Origin of the sequence: Streptomyces sp. Wb2n-11, assembly GCF_001049855.1 — a bacterium.
Lineage (GTDB): Bacteria > Actinomycetota > Actinomycetes > Streptomycetales > Streptomycetaceae > Streptomyces > Streptomyces altiplanensis.
In genome coordinates this window covers 7,021,870-7,038,480 of the sequence record NZ_CVPB01000001.1, presented here as the reverse complement: position 1 = coordinate 7,038,480, position 16,611 = coordinate 7,021,870, and the positions used below count along the sequence as shown (strand labels likewise).

General features: G+C 71.9%; 18 protein-coding genes and 1 pseudogene. 8 read left to right on the top strand and 11 right to left on the bottom strand.

What is annotated here, in order from left to right:
- The 3 genes from BN1555_RS32085 to BN1555_RS32075 form a co-directional block, all read right to left on the bottom strand.
- Positions 1–2,280: an NHLP family bacteriocin export ABC transporter peptidase/permease/ATPase subunit gene (locus BN1555_RS32085; RefSeq protein ID WP_093802668.1), complete on the bottom strand. Its 2,280-nt coding sequence runs from the start codon at positions 2,278–2,280 to the stop codon at positions 1–3.
- Positions 2,277–3,083, bottom strand: a complete 807-nt coding sequence (locus BN1555_RS32080) for an HlyD family efflux transporter periplasmic adaptor subunit (RefSeq protein WP_093802667.1) — start codon at positions 3,081–3,083, stop codon at positions 2,277–2,279. The genes BN1555_RS32085 and BN1555_RS32080 overlap by 4 nt, the downstream gene beginning before the upstream one ends.
- 202 nt (positions 3,084–3,285) lie before the next feature.
- Positions 3,286–3,513 (bottom strand): type A2 lantipeptide, encoded by a 228-nt coding sequence (locus BN1555_RS32075; RefSeq protein ID WP_093802666.1) that lies wholly within the window; start codon positions 3,511–3,513, stop codon positions 3,286–3,288.
- Positions 3,514–4,007: 494 nt separating this feature from the next.
- Here BN1555_RS32075 and BN1555_RS32070 point away from each other — a divergent pair, with 494 nt between their 5' ends.
- Positions 4,008–4,493, top strand: coding sequence for a lysozyme family protein (locus BN1555_RS32070; protein WP_093802665.1), 486 nt, complete (start codon positions 4,008–4,010; stop codon positions 4,491–4,493).
- A 46-nt stretch (positions 4,494–4,539) separates the two neighbouring features.
- Here BN1555_RS32070 and BN1555_RS32065 read toward each other — a convergent pair whose 3' ends face one another.
- A complete protein-coding gene (locus tag BN1555_RS32065) occupies positions 4,540–5,265 on the bottom strand; it encodes a class I SAM-dependent methyltransferase (RefSeq protein WP_093802664.1) in 726 nt (241 codons plus the stop codon).
- Between the two features lie 133 nt (positions 5,266–5,398).
- On the opposite strand from BN1555_RS32065, the gene BN1555_RS32060 reads away from it, so the two are divergent.
- Positions 5,399–5,842 carry an SPW repeat protein gene (locus BN1555_RS32060; RefSeq protein WP_093802663.1) on the top strand — a complete coding sequence of 148 codons (444 nt, stop codon included), beginning with the start codon at positions 5,399–5,401 and terminating at the stop codon, positions 5,840–5,842.
- A gap of 280 nt (positions 5,843–6,122) precedes the next feature.
- Here BN1555_RS32060 and BN1555_RS32055 read toward each other — a convergent pair whose 3' ends face one another.
- Positions 6,123–7,382, bottom strand: a complete 1,260-nt coding sequence (locus BN1555_RS32055) for a streptophobe family protein (RefSeq protein WP_093803799.1) — start codon at positions 7,380–7,382, stop codon at positions 6,123–6,125.
- 403 nt (positions 7,383–7,785) lie between these two features.
- Here BN1555_RS32055 and BN1555_RS39265 point away from each other — a divergent pair, with 403 nt between their 5' ends.
- The 4 genes from BN1555_RS39265 (at position 7,786) to BN1555_RS32025 (ending at position 11,656) form a co-directional block, all read left to right on the top strand.
- Complete coding sequence (locus BN1555_RS39265; protein WP_176710199.1) at positions 7,786–8,766, top strand: DUF6777 domain-containing protein; 981 nt, start codon at positions 7,786–7,788, stop codon at positions 8,764–8,766.
- A 165-nt stretch (positions 8,767–8,931) separates the two neighbouring features.
- The gene (locus BN1555_RS32035) at positions 8,932–9,273 is read left to right on the top strand and encodes a hypothetical protein (protein ID WP_093802659.1); all 342 of its coding nucleotides are present in this window, start codon (positions 8,932–8,934) and stop codon (positions 9,271–9,273) included.
- A gap of 136 nt (positions 9,274–9,409) precedes the next feature.
- The gene (locus BN1555_RS32030; protein ID WP_093802658.1) at positions 9,410–10,447 is read left to right on the top strand and encodes an NAD-dependent epimerase/dehydratase family protein; all 1,038 of its coding nucleotides are present in this window, start codon (positions 9,410–9,412) and stop codon (positions 10,445–10,447) included.
- Between the two features lie 150 nt (positions 10,448–10,597).
- Complete coding sequence (locus BN1555_RS32025; RefSeq protein ID WP_093802657.1) at positions 10,598–11,656, top strand: SigB/SigF/SigG family RNA polymerase sigma factor; 1,059 nt, start codon at positions 10,598–10,600, stop codon at positions 11,654–11,656.
- Here BN1555_RS32025 and BN1555_RS40860 read toward each other — a convergent pair.
- From BN1555_RS40860 to BN1555_RS32000, 6 genes and pseudogenes are all read right to left on the bottom strand, one after another.
- Positions 11,580–11,738: pseudogene (locus tag BN1555_RS40860) on the bottom strand (ATP-binding protein); the annotation flags it as partial. The gene BN1555_RS32025 and the pseudogene BN1555_RS40860 overlap by 77 nt on opposite strands.
- A 265-nt stretch (positions 11,739–12,003) precedes the next feature.
- Positions 12,004–13,206, bottom strand: coding sequence for an FUSC family protein (locus BN1555_RS32015; protein ID WP_255306289.1), 1,203 nt, complete (start codon positions 13,204–13,206; stop codon positions 12,004–12,006).
- A gap of 21 nt (positions 13,207–13,227) precedes the next feature.
- Positions 13,228–13,935, bottom strand: a complete 708-nt coding sequence (locus BN1555_RS32010; protein WP_093802656.1) for an HAD family hydrolase — start codon at positions 13,933–13,935, stop codon at positions 13,228–13,230.
- Between the two features lie 126 nt (positions 13,936–14,061).
- A complete protein-coding gene (locus BN1555_RS32005; protein ID WP_093802655.1) occupies positions 14,062–14,238 on the bottom strand; it encodes a CsbD family protein in 177 nt (58 codons plus the stop codon).
- 112 nt (positions 14,239–14,350) lie between these two features.
- Entirely contained in the window at positions 14,351–14,527 is a 177-nt protein-coding gene (locus BN1555_RS39260; protein ID WP_176710198.1) for a hypothetical protein, read from the bottom strand.
- A 42-nt stretch (positions 14,528–14,569) separates the two neighbouring features.
- A complete protein-coding gene (locus BN1555_RS32000) occupies positions 14,570–14,941 on the bottom strand; it encodes a VOC family protein (protein WP_093802654.1) in 372 nt (123 codons plus the stop codon).
- Positions 14,942–15,073: 132 nt separating this feature from the next.
- On the opposite strand from BN1555_RS32000, the gene BN1555_RS31995 reads away from it, so the two are divergent.
- Both BN1555_RS31995 and BN1555_RS31990 read left to right on the top strand, forming a co-directional pair.
- The gene (locus BN1555_RS31995; protein ID WP_093802653.1) at positions 15,074–15,616 is read left to right on the top strand and encodes a 2Fe-2S iron-sulfur cluster-binding protein; all 543 of its coding nucleotides are present in this window, start codon (positions 15,074–15,076) and stop codon (positions 15,614–15,616) included.
- Positions 15,613–16,599 (top strand): FAD binding domain-containing protein, encoded by a 987-nt coding sequence (locus tag BN1555_RS31990; RefSeq protein WP_093802652.1) that lies wholly within the window; start codon positions 15,613–15,615, stop codon positions 16,597–16,599. Before BN1555_RS31995 ends, BN1555_RS31990 begins: the two co-directional genes overlap by 4 nt.
- Positions 16,600–16,611: the final 12 nt, after the last annotated feature.

The following is a 16,611-nucleotide window of genomic DNA, read 5'->3' as shown; positions in this document are numbered from 1 at the left end:
TCAGTGCTCCTTGACCAGCTCGGCGTACGCTCCCCGGGCTGCGACCAGGTCCTCGTGCCGGCCGCGTTCGACGACCGAGCCGTGGTCGAGCACGACGATCTCGTCGCTGTCGCGCACCGTGCTCAGCCGGTGGGCGATCACGACGCACGCGCAGCCGCGCCGCCGCAGGTTGTCGATGATGACGCGCTCGGTCTCCGCGTCGAGGGCGCTCGTCACCTCGTCGAGCACGAGGATGCTCGGCCGTCTGACCAGCGCACGGGCGATCTCCAGCCGCTGCCGCTGCCCGCCGGAGAAGTTGCGGCCGTCCTGCTCGACCCGGCTGTGGATGCCGTCGGGGCGCCGCGCGACGACGTCGTACAGCGCGGCGTCCTGGAGTGCGGCGACGACCGCCTCGTCCGGTATCGAGGGGTCCCACAGCGCCACGTTGTCCCGGACCGTGCCCTCGAAGAGGAAGACGTCCTGGTCGACGAAGGAGACGGAGGCGGCCAGCGCGCTGCGGGAGATGTCCTCCAGACGCTGTCCGTCGATCCGGATCGTCCCCTCCCAGGGGGTGTAGAGGCCCGAGATCAGCCGGGACACGGTCGACTTGCCGCTGCCCGATCCGCCCACGAGGGCGACCTGCTGTCCCGGGCCGACCGCCAGCGAGAAGCCGGTGAGCAGCGGTGTGTCCAGCGGGCTGTAGCCGAAGGTGATGTCTTCGAGCGTCACGTGGCCCTTGAGCCTGCGGGTGGACTCGTCCGGCTCGCGGCGCGAGTACAGCACGTCGACCGGGAAGCTCTCGACGTCTTTCAGCCGGGCCACGTCGGCGGCGAAGTCCTGGATCCGGCCCGCCACTCCGTTGAGCCGGCTGATCGGTGCGGTGAAGCGCGCCACCAGCGCCTGGAAGGCGACGAGCAGCCCGATCGAGATGTGCCCCTCCACGGCCCGCAGGCCGCCGATCCACAGGATCAGCGCGCTGTTGAGGGTCGCGAGGGTGGGTGCGACGACGGCCAGGTACGCGCTCGGTACGCCGAGGCGCTGCTGCACCTCCAGCGTGGTCGCGTGCTGGCCCGCCCAGCGGCGGAAGAAGCCGTTCTCGCCGCCGGTGGCCTTCATGGTCTCGATCAGCTGAAGGCCGGTGTACGAGGTGTTGGTCAGCCGGGCGCTGTCCGCGCGCAGCTTCTGGGTGTGCGTGGCCCGCAACCGGATCACGATCCGCATCGCGACCACGTTGAGCAGCGCGACGGTCACGCCGACGAACGTCAGCTGGGGATCGTACGTCCACATCAGGAAGGCGTAGAGGATCACCACCACCCCGTCCACCCCCGCGGCGGCGAGGTCGCGCGCCAGTGTCTCGGCGACCGCGTCGTTGGACTGGAGGCGCTGGACGAGGTCGGCCGGGCTGCGCTGTGCGAAGAAGGTGACGGGCAGCCTCAGCAGGTGGCGCAGGAACCGGGCGCTGCTCAGCGTGGAGGAGATGATGCGGCCGCGCAGCAGGTTCGCCTGTTGCAGGCCGGTCAGTACGGCGGTGAGCGCCACCATCGACGCCATCGACGCGAAGAGCGGTCCCAGCACCGACGTCTGGTCGCCGATCAGGAACATGTCGATGTACGTACGGCTCAGCGCGGGCACCGCCGCGCCGACGGCGACGAGCAGCAGGCTGGCGAGGAGCGCGGCCAGCAGGGTGCCCGTGGTCCCGCGCATGCGCGCGGGGACAGCGCTCAGTACGCCCGGTTTGCGGCCGCCGCGGCGGAAGGACTCGGTGGGCTCGAAGACGAGGGCGACCCCGGTGAAGCTGGTGTCGAAGTCCTCCGCCGCCACGAAGCGGCGGCCCTTGTCGGGGTCGTTGATGTGGACGCCCCGGCGGCCGAACCTGCGCCCCGTGCCGTCGTAGACGACGTAGTGGTTGAACTCCCAGAACAGGATGGCCGGCGCCTGGACCACCTCGGCCAGCGCCGCCGACTCCATCTGCATGCCCTTGGCCTGCAGGCCGTAACCGCGCGCGGCCTTCAGCAGGTTGCTGGCGCGTGATCCGTCGCGCGAGACCCCGCACGCGATGCGGAGCTCTTCGAGCGGAACGTGCCGCCCGTAGTGGGCGAGCACCATGGCCAGCGCGGCGGCGCCGCACTCCACCGCCTCCATCTGGAGGACGGTGGGCGTGCGGACGGCCTTGCGCTTCTCGGCCCGGGCGGGCCGCGCGCGGCGGCGGCCGCCGGTCGCCGCCTCCGGGCGGTGCCGGCCGCGCCCCGGCGGCGGCAACTGCTGCTGCGGCGGCGCTGCGGAAGGGTTCGGTGCGGTCACGGAAGCAGCCAATCGATCGGATGCTGCTCGGCGAGGTGGATGGCGCCGGTGGCGAGGGTCATGGATTCGACGGCGTACGGCGGCCCCTGCGAGGACGACCAGGAGTGGCCGGACCTGGAAGCGGCCGACCGGTCCAGCCGGACGAGCACGGACACGGGCTGACCGTCCTTCGAGAACTCCTCGCCCAGCTGGCCGCTGCCGAGGAAGCCGGTGATCCGCTGGCGGCTCTGGGCCGTCCTGCCGACCGAGGCCACCCTGCCGCGCAGTACGCCGTACTGCTGCGTCGGGACCGACTGGACGGTCAGGTCCACGGAGGCGCCGACGGGCACGGTGGATCCGCTGTCGGCCGGTACGTAGAGCACGGCCATGAGCGGGTCGTCCGCGTTCTCCACCCGTTCCACTGCCGCCACGTCCGCCCCGGTGGTGACCACGGAGCCGATCGCGGCGACGAGTGTCGTCAGCCGGCCCGCGGCGATGGTGCGCACGAGGGTGTCGCCCCGCGCGGTACGGACCTTCAGCAGCGGGGCGTCGGCGGAGACCCGCTCGCCCTCTTTGGCGAGTACGCCGGTGACCTGACCGGCGACGGGGCTCTGCAGGACGTAACTGCCCTGGGCGTGGGTGAGGATTCCGGGGGCGCCGAGTGTGGAGGAGACGGTGCCGTTCACCGCCCACGCACAAGCGGCGATCATGACGACGACCGTGACGATCAGAACAAGCCGGCCCTGGGGGCGGGCGAATCGCACCGGCAGATCAATTTCTTCGGGCGATTGCAGCTTGGAAAGCGCCTGTTGGCGAAACTGCACGACACTCTTCCCTCGACTGCAATGGTCTGTCAGGTATTCGGGGCGCTCGCGCGGTGACAGCAGTACGGACCCGGAAAGGCGGCCGTACGCCCCGGACCCTGGGTGGGTCCGGGGCGTACGGCCCGGCCGGTCGGCAAGGAGGGGGCGCCGACGGGCCGTGGTCACCGCTCGCGGCCGCGCCGCTCAGCGGCACACGGCAGGATCAGACTCCGGCGATGGTGGCGGTGGCGATACCCGCGGCCGGGGCGGTGTTGAGGCCGGTGACGCCCTCGACGGTGCCGACGAACGAGCCCGCGGTGGCCGAGACCGGGAAGACGGAGTCGACGAGGCCCGTGGCGTTGGCGAGCACGGGGGTGCCGAGGAGGCCGCCGGACACGTTGTCCAGGTCGTTGTCGGAGATTTCCTGGGTCGCAACCTGGGAGAAGTTCATGATGCGGGTTTCCCTTCGCGTGAATATTTCGAAATTACCGCGACCGGCTCTGACGAGCAGGTCTTGGTGCGGAGGATCAAAGCACGTATGCATGACGGGCAGCCAATCGAGCGATTGCCGAACCGGGCACATCCGTGCGCACAATTACCGCGAGGTGCACGCCCGTTCATCACTTGGTGACATCTCCTTCACGGAATCGCCCGACGCAAATCCCGACCCCCGGGAACTTGCGCGACACTTAATTGGACATTCCCCCCAGAGGGGCGTACCCGCAGGTCAGAACAGGTGAAGCCATTGGGAGACCGTGTGCCCACTGCGCATTCGATGTGCAGATTCGCTGGTGTGACAAGGTCATTACGCAACGCCACTCCGGCGCACGTGAGGAAAGTAAGCGACTTCCCGCCGGAAGCGGGTCGTCCAGGTCATCGGCGACATGGGTAAAAAACGGTGCAAGAGTCGGCGTCCGCCGCGAACGGCGGCAGGAGGGGGCGCATATGGAAACGGTCGGCAGCGACAGCGCGCAGACGGGCGCGGGCGGGCTGCCCCTGTCCGAGGTCACCTACCAGGATCCCGACGACGACTCCGGCGAATCCGCCATGCGCGCGTACGCCCGGCGGGCCTGCGAACCGACCGGCACGGACCCGGAGTACGGCGTGCCCGCCCTGGTCACGATCGCGCTGCGCGAGTCCGCCTGCAATCACCCGCGCTGGCGGGTGAACACCACCGACTCCAACGCGCACGGCCCGGTCATGGCCGACGGGCACCCGCAGAACTGCTCACGCGGCGCCACCCAGTGCATCCCGCCGGCCTTCGCGGCATACCACCAGGAGGGCGCCGCGACGACCCCCTACGACGTGGTGGCCTGCATGTGCGCCACCGTCAACTACGTGCGCGCGAGGTACGGCGTCGACCGGTCCCGGTCCAACTTCGCCGAACAGGTCCAGCGGGCGGATCCCGGCCGGCCGCCCAAGGGTTACTGAACCGGCCTCCCCGGCCGGCCCTCGCGGCCGTCCCCCCACCACCCCCTCACTCCTTGCGGGCCACCACCAGCCGCCAGTTGGGGCTCCCGTCGGCGCGGCGGCCGAACTCCTCCAGGGGCTGGAGCCGGACCGTGAACCCGGCCCCGGCCAGGTCCTCCCGCACGCTCCCCAGCGGGAAGGTCCGGTAGTACATGACGAACCGCGGCCGCCACAGGGCGTTGCGTACGCGCATCACGGAGTCGAAGCCGAGCAGCGCCCAGTACAGCGGCGAACGGACGGGCTGGGGCGCGCCGACGGGAAAGGCGAAGAGTCCGCCGGGCCGCAGTGCCCGGTGGACCCCGGCGAACAGCGCGGGCCGCTCGGCGGGCAGGAAGTGGCCGAACGCCCCGAAGCTCACCGCCAGATCGAATTCCCGGCTGAACGGCAGGGCGCGGGCGTCGGCCCGCACCCAGTCGACCGCGGGCGTCCCCCCGTCGCCGAACGCCGCCCCGGCGGCGGCCAGCATCCCGGTGCTGAAGTCGGTTCCGGTGACCCGCTCGCGGCACAGCGGCCGCAGCACGCGGACGCCCGCGCCGGTGCCGCAGCAGACGTCGAGACCCGCGTCGAACGGGCCGAGCGCGCCCAGGGCGCCGGCGACGGCCTCCAGGAACCGGTCGGGGGTGCGGAAGGGAGTGCGGTCGAACTTCGGGGCCAGGAGGTCGTAGCCGCGTTCGACGGAGGAGAGGGCCTGCACGGTCAGCTCGCGGAAGGTGGGCCCCTGGGAGGTGAACACGGACGCCAGGGTAGCCGTGGCGGCCGGGGCACCGGCGTGATTCCTGCCCCTCGGATCCGTTGACCAAAACGGTCTATTGAGCGTTATATATGACCTAAAGGGCAGATAAGGCTTCTACGGGAGGCAGCCTGTCATGACCACTCACACCAGCATCGAGCAACACCCCGACCTGGCCGAAATGCGCTCCCGGTTCGAGCGCGTGACCAGCACTCCCCGCGCCCAGGCGATAGAGACACTGGCCCTGCTCACGGGTCTGTACCTCGCCGCCTCGCCGTGGATAGCCGGGTTCAACGGCCTCACCACACTGGCCGTGTGCAACCTGATCGCCGGTATCGCCTACGCCCTGTGCCTGGGCGGGTTCGGCTCGGCGTACGAGCGGACTCACGCCATGGCCTGGGCCGCCTGCGCCATCGGCGTATGGACCATCGTCTCCCCATGGGTCGTGGCAGGCAACGTCGACACCACACGCAGCGTCGTCAGCAACGTGATCGTCGGCTGCCTGGCACTGCTGCTCGGCCTGGCCATGGCGGCCATGAACCGCAGCTCGACCGGTCGCGGCCGCGCCCGCGGCCACTGAGCCCCGAGGCCGGCACGACGGGCTGACAACTCCGCAGGCCCCCTCTGGTCCCCGGCCGTGCACGGCCGGGGACCAGAGGGGGCCGGACGGCCGTCCGGCCGGACGAAAGCACGGCCTGCCGGGCGTACGTGCCCGGCGCCCGGTCGGGCGAACACCCGTACCCGTAGGCAAAACACACCTCGTCGGACCCGGCGACGGTCCCGCACCGCCTCCACCGTCCCGCTGGGCACTGCCGGTCTTCTCCGGGCCCGCGGGCCCGCCCGCCGGCCGCCGGCGGACCTCAGGAGGCCGACGGCCGCACCTCGCCCCGCCGGTGCACCCGTGCGGCGAGCAGACCGCCGAGGAAACCCGCCACCAGCCCCCAGAGCACGGCAAGACCGAGCGCCGTCCACAGCCGCGGCCGCAGCGAGACCTCTCCGTCGAGGCCGAGGCCGAGGCCGCCGCTGATCTCCGAGAGGAAATCTCCGATTCCCAGCAGCGACAGACCGTAATGGGCGGAGATCCCGGCGGTCAGGCAGACCGCCAGCACGGTGAGGGTGAGCGCGACGGCCATGTGGACGGCGTGCTGCCAGAGCCGCATCCGGGCGGGCGAGCGGACCGCCATGAGGAACGCGGCGGCCACCACCAGGACCACGGCGGCGACCAGCAGCCACCAGGCCCGTCCGTCCTGCTCGGTGAGCGTGCGGAGGTTGACGGTCGAGATGTCCGGCGTACGGAGCACCTTGTCCAGCATCTGCGGCATCCGCAGTCCGAAGGGACCGTCCACCTTCCCCTCCCAGGACGCGCCGAGCCCCACCGTGAAGGCCATCCAGGCGAGGTTCGGCAGCCCGAGCAGGATCACGGCGAACGTCTCGGCGGGGTGATCGCGCGTCACCGCGACGACGAGTGCGACGACCAGCCCCAGTACGACGCAGGAAAGCAGCAGCGCCACCATGGCGAAGGCCGCCGGGCGCACCGGTTCCTGGAACCGCACCAGGCGGGCGGGGAGCGGCGCCCTGCGGGACACGAGGAGGGCCACGGCGAGGAGGCCCGCCAGCCACAGCAGTCCGAGGAGGAGGGTGACGGGAAGGTCGGTCCGGAACCCGACCTCGGGTGATGCCTCTTCCAGCAGGTCGTCGAAGAGGCCGCCCGTCGGGTCCTCCAGCGGGACGCGGAACGTGTGCCGCGCGAAGAGCGAGAGGACGACGAGCGCCGGCACCCACAGGGCCGCCAGGCAGGCGGCCCGCCCGGCGAGTTCACGGACACCGACGACGGCCCGGTGCCGCAGCGGCCGCAGGAAGCCGACGGCGATCACCAGCGCCCCGGCGAGGGTCACCGAAAGGGGCAGCACCGACAGGTCCGCCCTCGTCTCGGCGATCGCGCCCGCGCCTCCGGACATCCCGACGGAGCCGCCGACCGCCATCACCACGACGGCCGCGACGACGCTCGGGAAAGCACCCCCGGGCAGATCGGCCGCCCCTGCGGCCCACAGCCCGAGAGCCGCCGTGACGGCCATGGCCGCCAGGCCGGCGAACACCGTCACGAAGGCGTCACGCCAGATGCGCGCGGCGCGCGGCGCACGGCTTCGGTCGCTGAACTCCTGCTGGCTCACGCCGCCACGCTATCCACGGGTCCGGCGGTCCGCCGCCGGACAGGGCCGACCGCGTCAGCTTGCGGGCCGTACGGAGGCGAGGCACACAATAAGCGCACAAAGCGAGAGAAAAATTTTGAACCGGGATTGATCCCTACGTTGGGAAGAGCAGCCCGTGAGTGCTCAACCGCCGCCCTCGGGCCGCCCCGCAGGACCTCCCCCCGGCCCGCTCCCGGGCCGTTCCGGGCCGGGCCCGGCGCCATCGCCCGGCACCCCTCCGGGTCCCCCGTCCGGCCCTCCGGGCGGCGGCGGTACGGGCGGACCCGGCGGTACGGGCGGACCCGGTGAGCCCGGGCGTCCCTGGTGGCGGTCCGTGCCCCGGGTCTCGGCCGTCGCCGCCGTCCTGGTGACCGCGGTGGTGGTGACCGTCGCCCTCACCCGTCCGGACGGCGGGCCGGCCACGGGCGGCGAGATCTTCCTGGAGACCGCGGGCTCGTCCGGGCCGGACCCGTACACCGAGTCGGCGGCACGCGAGGACCCCGGGGCGACGTCGTCGGCCACACCACCGGACGTGGGGCCGAGCACGTCGGTGGCCCGGTCCCACGCCGTCCCCGTCATGGAGGGATCGGGCCCCGGCCTGTACGGCGGGACCCGGAAGGTCTCCAGCTGCGACGTGGAGAAGCAGATCACCACGCTCATGGCCGAACAGAGCAAGAACAAGGCGTTCGCCACCGTCCTGGAGATCGAGCCCACCGGCGTACCGGATCATCTGCGGTCGCTGACGCCCGTACGGCTGCGGATGGACACCCGGGTCACCAGCCACGGCTACCGCAGCGGCGCTCCCACCAGGTACCAGGCCGTACTGCAGGCCGGCACGGCCGTCCTCGTCGACGACCGCGGCGTACCGCGGGTGCGCTGCGCGTGCGGCAACCCGCTGCTCCCGCCGGACACCCTGCAGGGCACCGTCAGGCGGACGGGGACCCCGTGGCCCGGGTTCCGGCCCACGAACGTGGTGACGGTGAAGCCCGCGGCCCGGCCGGTGGATGCGTTCGTCATGTTCGACCCGGGAAGCGAGGGCTGGTTCCGCCGTGAAGCGGGCGACACCGGCGACGACGACGAGGAGATTCCGCCGCCGGCCACGGGGACGCCCACGTCCTCGCCGCCACCGGGCGCATCGCCGTCGCCGCCGTCCGACGCACCGCCGTCCGTACCGCCGGAGCCCGGGTCCCACGCGCCGGATCCCCCGTCGGAGCCCGCTCCGGACTCCCCGGGTCCCCAGTCCCCGGACCCGCCGGCGCCGGGGCCGCCCTCGGCGGATTCCGGCCCGCCGGTCTCCAAGGGGCCTACCGGGTGAATTTGACGGCGTACCAGCCTCCTGGCTCGCACCGTGTGCCGGGCCACTGGTTTGCTGCCGGACAGGCGTACGCGAGCCGCCGCAGACCGGAACTCCGGTGCCGGTGCCGCCGGGAGACCGCAGGGACCAGCACGCCGTCCGGGAATAAGAAGGAAGGAGGGGAGCATGGACCCCGAGGGGGACAGCGACCGCGGTCTGGCCCAGTTGGAGGGCTACCTCCTGTGGAGCGCCGAGGTCGCGGAAGCGCGCCGCCAGGCGGGCCTCTTCACCGAGCAGCTGCCGTGGCTGACCACCGCGCAGCGCGAGGACGTCGAACGCGTCTACACGGCCGAGCGGCTGGCCGCTTCCCGGGCCATGCTGGTGCGGATCTCGGACCGGGCCACCGCGCTGCGCGGCGAGTACACCGAGCGCTACCGCCGGCTCAGGGCGCGTTGCGTGGCAGCGGCCGTCCTGGTCTCCGGCGCGGCGAGCGGGGCGTGCGCCGCGGTCGCCTTCCTCGTCCGGTGACACGCGTGCGGCGACACCCGTCCGATGACGCCGTGCCCAGCCGCGCGGTGCCCGTTTCACCCGTTCCGTTCTGGGGACCCGAAGGACGTCCGCCCGGTCCCGAAGCAACACGACGAGTGAAGTAACGGAGTGCCTCATGAGTGTGAGAACAGGGCTACGGGTGGTCGTCACGGGCGCCACCGGCAACGTCGGCACCAGTGTGGTGCGGGCACTCGCGGGGGATCCGCAGGTCGCCTCCGTCCTGGGCCTCGCCCGCAGGGTTCCCGACCTGACGGTCCCCCGGACGGAATGGGCCGCTGTGGACCTGGGGCAGGAAGGGGCCGGTGACCAGCTCGTCGGGTACTTCGCCGGCGCCGACGCCGTCGTCCATCTCGCCTGGCGCTTCCAGCCCACCCACGACCCGGTGCTCACCTGGCGGACCAACGTCCTCGGCTCGCTCAGGGTGTTCGACGCGGTGGTGACCGCGGGCGTGCCCGCGCTCGTGCACGCCTCGTCGGTCGGCGCGTACGCGCCCGGCCCGAAGGAGGCCCCGGGGGTCGACGAGTCCTGGCCGACCCACGGCTGGCCGGACGCCGCGTACTGCCGCGAGAAGTCCTACCTCGAACGAGTGCTGGACACCTTCGAGCACGAGCACCCGCACGTCCGCGTCGTGCGCATGCGTCCCGCGTTCCTGTTCAAGGAGGCGTCGGCGAGCGAACAGCGGCGCATCTTCGCGGGCCGCTTCCTCCCCGGCTCCCTGGTACGGCCCGAACTGCTCCCCTGGGTCCCCGATCTGGAAGGGCTCGTCCTCCAGGCACTGCACACCGACGACGCCGCGCAGGCGTACCGGCAGGCCGTGGTGCGCGAGGTGGACGGAGCGTTCAATCTGGCCGCCGACCCGGTCGTCGACGCGCGGGTACTGGGCGAACTGCTGGGGGCGCGCGTGGTGCGGGTGCCCGTGCGCGTGGTGCGCACCGCGCTCGCGGCGGCCTGGAGCGCACACCTCGTCCCGGCGTCACCGCACCTGTTCGACGCGGTGCTGCGGCTGCCCGTGCTCGACGCTTCCCGGGCGCACCGGGAACTCGACTGGCAGCCGACGCGGCCGTCCACCGACGCGATCCGGGAGTTCCTGGACGGCGTGCGCAAGGGAAGCGGCGAGCGGACAGCGCCGCTCGCGGGCCGCAAGGCGAGCTAGCCCCCGTCAGCGGTACCGCCGCCGGTGCCGGTGCCGGCAACTGGCACTGGCACTGGCGATTCGTGCAATAAAGCACCAAAAGGCGCGCTTGGGTAAGATATCGATCAGGAAGCTCGCACGACGGTTCCCCCAGCGCGTCGAAGGAGCCTCATGTCCAGCCGCCTGCGCACTCGTGACACCGCCCCCGCCGCGCCCGGGTCCCGTCCGCCGGGACTGGCCGACTTCCCCGACATTCCGGATCTGCGCACCCTCTGCACACCGGACGCGCGCACCCTGTCCGACTCCCTGTTCGGGCGACTGGCGTCGCTGAAGGAGGGGACACCGGAGTACGCGTACGTCCGCAACACTCTGGTCGAGATCAACCTCAGCCTGGTGAAGTACGCCGCGTCGCGGTTTCGCAACCGGAACCAGCCCATGGAAGACGTCGTCCAGGTGGGCACCATCGGTCTGATCAAGGCCATCAACCGTTTCGACGTCGGGCGCGAGGTGGAGTTCCCCTCTTTCGCGCTGCCGACGATCGAGGGCGAGATCAAGCGTTTCTTCCGGGACAACAGCTGGGACGTGCGGGTGCCGCGCCGGCTGCAGGAGCTCCGCATCGACATCGCACGGGCCTGCGACACCCTGGAGCAGGACCTGGGCCGCGAGCCCACAGCCGCCGAGCTCGCCGATCACCTGGGCGTGAGCCGGGAGCAGGTGCAGGAAGGCCGTCGGGCGGCGAACGGCTACAACGCCCGTTCCCTCGACGCTGCGTTCGACGACGAGGCGCCCACGGGTTTCGCGCAGTGCTGCCTGGGCGAGGAAGTCCGGGCGTACGACACCGTCGAGTGCATGGTGGCCCTGAAACCACTGGTGGCCACCCTCGCCGAGCGGGACCGGACGATCCTCACCATGCGGTTCGTCGAGGAACTGACACAGCGGGAGATCGGCGAGCGGATGGGCATCTCCCAGATGCAGGTGTCCCGGCTGCTGACGCGCATCCTGAGCACCCTGCGCGAGGCTCTCCTCGCGGAGGACGACGGGCGGCCCGCTAAGGTCCCGGTCGCCGGGCACCACCCGGCGCCACCACCTCCGCCCACACCGTCTTGCCGCTTCCCCGCGGAAGAGAGCCCCAGCTCCGGGCGAGGCGCCGCAGCACGACCAGACCGTGCCCGCCGGGCGCGGCCACACCCGGCGGCCGGGGCCTCGGATGGACGGGGCTGCCGTCGGTGACCTCGATGCGCAGCCGGTCGGCCGTGCAGTGCAGTACGAACTCCCTGGGCCCGCCGGCGTGCAGGCAGGCGTTGGTGACCACCTCGGACACGAGCAGAAGGACGTCGTCGACGACCGCCTGCTCCTCTTCGTCCCCGGCGGGAATCCACTGCCAGTCGGTCAGGGCCTCCCGGCTGAAGTCGCGACAGCGACCCACGATGTCCTCGGCGCCGCACAGGGTCAGCCGACGGGTCTGCCCCGCGACTGGAGGACGTCACTCATTACCACGACGCACCCCCTGGTCTCGTGGTTTCGGTTGAAGGCTCGGGTTGAGGGCTTTGGCCATCGGGTGCCCGGAACGCGCCGTTTTACCCTCTGTCCCGGCCGCCTTGTGCGCGCTCGTTCCGCTCCAGCGGAGCGAGCTCGTAAAGCAATTGCTGGGACTCCGCGACAAGGCCCCCGACCGACGTGGCCGTCTCGCTGTCCTGGTCGAGCAGCTGCTGCTTCAGCCGCCCGTGCGCGGCCCAGGCCGACTCGAGCGCGAGCGCGCGTTCCTCCTTCGCGGCCCGGCCCCGCCCCTCGAGCACGTCCCGGTCGGCCGCGCACACGTCGCCCGCCGCCCGCAGGAGATCCGACAGGTGCGTCAGGACGGAACCGGGCGGCGGCCTCAGCATGGGCTCGTCGCTGACCGTACTGACGAGGCTGCGCGTGAGCGCCACCAGCGGGTCGGCGATCCGTTCCCAGGCATAGTCCCACTCGGGCGGGGGCAGGGCCGGGCCGGTGCGCCGCAGACGGCCGGCCGGGTTGAGGCGGTAGCTCTCGCGGTTCCACAGGCGGGCGTCGTGCAGGTCCGTCAGGATCGCGGTCACGCGGCGGGCGCGGTCGTGCCAGGATTCGGCCTCCTGGCGGCCGTACCCCTCCCGCAGGCCGTCGGCGACGGTGTGCAGCAGCTCGGAACTCTCCGAAGGCAGCCTGCCCAGGGAGTCCCGGACGCTGCGCAGGTGTACGGGGGGAAGGATCAGCGCGTTCACCGCGATGCCGATGACCGCGCCGACGGCCGACTCGAAGAGCCGGTGCAGGATGTCGAGGCCCGAGTAGGACCCGTAGGCCAGTACGAACACCGCGGTCGTCGGCGCGTACAGGCCCTGCTCGCCGAAGCGCCCGTAGTTGCCGAGCAGTACGGCGACCGGCAGCACCAGGACCATGGCGGTCATGGTGTCCCCCGTCAGGTTGGCGGCTCCCGCCGCCAGTACGGTGCCCAGGGCGATCACGACGAGCTGCTGCACCCCGGAGCGCAGGGAACGGTAGACGGTGCTCTGCACCAGTACGACCGCCGTCCACGGCGCCATCAGGGCCATCGGCGCGTTCCACCACCAGCCGGTCAGCGCCCAGGCCAGGACCGCGGCGCCCGCGGCCTTGAGTGACTGGGTGACCACGTCGCGCTCCGGGCCGGGGCCCGCCCGGGCCCGGCGGGCCGAACGCCAGATCGCCGATGCCTCCCGGGACAGCCATCGCCACGTATGGCCGAGCGCGACACCACCGGTGTGCGATCGGTGATCACTCTCTGCCACTGCCACCTCCGGAATCCGCGTCTACGTCACGGCACGCGTTCCCGGGCGGGCGTCACCGAACCCCTCCTTCAGCCGGGCGACAGGACTGTCGCCGAGGCGGGCCAGCAGGTCCGCGGGGTCCTGGTAGACGGCCGCGGCACCGGCGTCCTCGAGGTCCGCCTGCGGGATGCCCCCGCACCGCAGCGCCACAGCGAGCACGCCCGCCCGGGTGGCGGCCTCCATGTCCCACACCGTGTCGCCGACGAACACCGCACGGTCCGCCGGTACCCCGGCCAGTTCCAGGGCCTGCTCGACCGGGTCGGGTGCCGGCTTGCCCGCGTCGACGTCGTCGGCGCTCGCGGTGGCGGTGATGGCGTCGTCGGCGTCGATGGCACGGCGCAGGGCGTCGAGTTCCGCGCCGCTCGCCGACGTGGCGAGGATGACGCTCCAGCCCTGCCCGGCGAGGGTCCGCAGCAGCCGGCCGGCCTGCGGCAGGGCGGGCAGACGCTCGGCGTACGTCGCGTACAGCGTCTTGTGGGCGGCGCTGATCGCGTCGTCCTGGCTCGTGTCACGTCCGTCTCCGAGCAGATGGGCGATGAGGTCGTGGCCCGCCAGGCCGACGGCCCGGTGGATGTCGTGCATCACGACGTCGTGCCCGGCCTGGCGGAACGCCTCCCACCAGGACGTCACATGCAGATGGTTGGTGTCGACGAGCGTCCCGTCGACGTCGAAGACGGCCGCGCACTCCATGTCGCCGTTCCTCCTTCTCGGTACTTCCCGGAATTTCTCGGCACTTCTCGGCGCTTCTCGGCACTTCCCGGAGCAGACCGACGGGCCGCGCGGCCGAGACCGCGCGGCCCGTTTCCGGCACCGGGACTACTTCTGGGTCGACCTCTTGACCCGGTCGCCGGTCTTCTCGACCGTTTCCTGGGCCTTGCCCCTCACCTGCTCGCCGCGGCCTTCCGCTTCCATCCGCCGGTCGTCGGCGGTCCTGCCGGCGGTTTCCTTCATCTTGCCCTTGAGCTGCTTCGCCTTCGCCTTCGCCTTGCTCACGACAGTGTCCTTCCACAGAGATCAGAGGTGACCGAACTGGCTCCCACCTTGCGCCGGTCACCCCGTACCTGCAATCCGAGACGTCCCGGAATGTTCGGGTACGCCCGCCCGTTCAGCTCGTCGGCTCGTCCGGGGCGGAGTCCTGACCGGCGTCGGGGGTGCGTTCCTCCCGCGCGCCGTCTCCGACTTCGTCCAGCGGGTCCTCACTGTCCTGCGCCTGCTGGTCGGGCAGGTCTCTCGGCACGGGCGTACCTGCCTCTTCCTGGTCCTGCGTCCGCCGGTCACTCATGGATCCTCCTCACGTCGGGCGGCGTCGCGGCCGCCGGATGCCTCACTCGCGGCAGAGGCAGAACGGGTGGCCCGCCGGATCGGCGTACACCCGAAAGCCCCGTCGCCCGCCGTCGTCGTCCAGGTCGAGCGGGGTCGCGCCGAGAGCGAGCACCTGCTCCTGCGCCGCCTCGATGTCCGGTACGTCGAAGTCGAGGTGCATCTGCTGCGAGTTGTCGTCGGCCCGCGGCCAGTCCGGCGGCCGGAAACCCGGCGCGCGCTGGAAGGCGATACGCATTCCGCCGGGCAGGCGCAGGTCGTACCAGTCCTCGTCGTTCTGCTTCACGTCACCACCGAGCACCGCGGCGTAGAAGCCTGCGAGCGCCTCGGGATCGGGGCAGTCCACGGCCACGAGAGAGAACTTCGCAACGGCCATACCGACCTCCTTCCTCGGGTTCGCGTCCCACCCCGGTACCCGTCCTGGGCCGAGCGAACCGAACCGCGCACATCCTCATATTTTGATAGGAAGGGGAGAAGTGACACCTTCGGACCTGAGAGGCGCGACGGAGTGGAGCCCACCAGCCAGCAGGAGAACGCGCACAGCTCTGTCCTCACCCTTCACGTCAACGGGACCCCGCACACCCTGTCGCTCGACCACAGGACCACCGTCCTGGACGCCCTCCGCGAGCACCTGGACCTCACCGGGGCGAAGAAAGGGTGCGACCACGGCCAGTGCGGTGCGTGCACCGTGCTCGTCGACGGCCGGCGCGCCAACAGCTGCCTGCTGCTCGCCGCCGCCCACAACGGCGCGCACATCACCACCGTGGAAGGTCTCGCCGACGGCGACCGGCTCCATCCGGTCCAGGAGGCGTTCGTCGCGCGGGACGCCCTGCAGTGCGGTTACTGCACCCCGGGCCAGATCTGTTCGGCCGTCGGGGTCCTGGCCGAGGCCGCCGAGGGCGCCCCCTCGTACGTCACACCGCCCGGGCACGCTCCGGACGGCCCCGCCGCCCTCACCCCGCACGAGATCCGGGAACGCATGAGCGGCAACATCTGCCGCTGCGGCGCCTACCCGAACATCGTGGAAGCGATCGGGGAGGTGGCGCCGTGAGGCCGTTCGCGTACTTCCGCGCCGAGACCGCCGACGACGCGGTCGAGGCCTTCGCCGCCCATCCCGAGGCGCAGTACCTCGGCGGCGGCACGAACCTCGTCGACCTGATGAAACTCGGGGTCGCGACCCCGGAACTCCTCATCGACATCAGCCGTCTGCCACTGGACGGGATCGACGAGACGCCCGACGGCTCCCTGCACATCGGCGCGACCGTACGCAACAGCGACCTGGCCGCCCATCCCACCGTGCGTACGCGCTACCCCGTCCTGTCGCAGGCCCTGCTCTCCGGTGCCTCGGGACAGCTGCGCAACGCCGCGACCACCGGCGGAAACCTGCTCCAGCGCACCCGCTGCCCGTACTTCCAGGACACCTCGACCCCCTGTAACAAGCGCGCTCCGGGCACCGGGTGCTCGGCCCGCGAAGGGCTCCACCGCGACCTCGCGGTCCTCGGCCACTCCGAGCACTGCATCGCCACGCACCCCTCGGACATGGCGGTCGCGCTGGCCGCCCTCGACGCCACCGTCCACCTGCGCGGCCCGCAGGGCGTACGCGCCCTGGCCGTCGTGGACCTCCACCGCCTGCCGGGCGACCGCCCCGATCAGGACACCGTCCTCCGTACGGGCGAACTGATCACCGGCGTGACCCTGCCGCCGGGCCTGGCCGGGGCCCGCTGCGGCTACCGCAAGGCCCGTGACCGCGCCTCCTACGCCTTCGCCCTCGCCTCCGTCGCCGCCGTACTGCGGGTCGAGGGCGGCATCGTCCGCGACGCCGCCCTGGCCTTCGGCGGACTCGCGCACCGGCCCTGGCGGGCCCGCGCGGCCGAAGAGGTGCTGCGGGGAGCGCCCGCCACCGAGGACACCTACGCCCGGGCGGCCGACGCCGAACTCGCCGCGGCCGAGCCGCTGCGCGACAACGGCTTCAAAGTGCCGCTCGCCCGCAACCTCACCATCAGCGTGCTGGCCGAGCTCGCTTCCCGTACCTGAGGACGTGAGAAC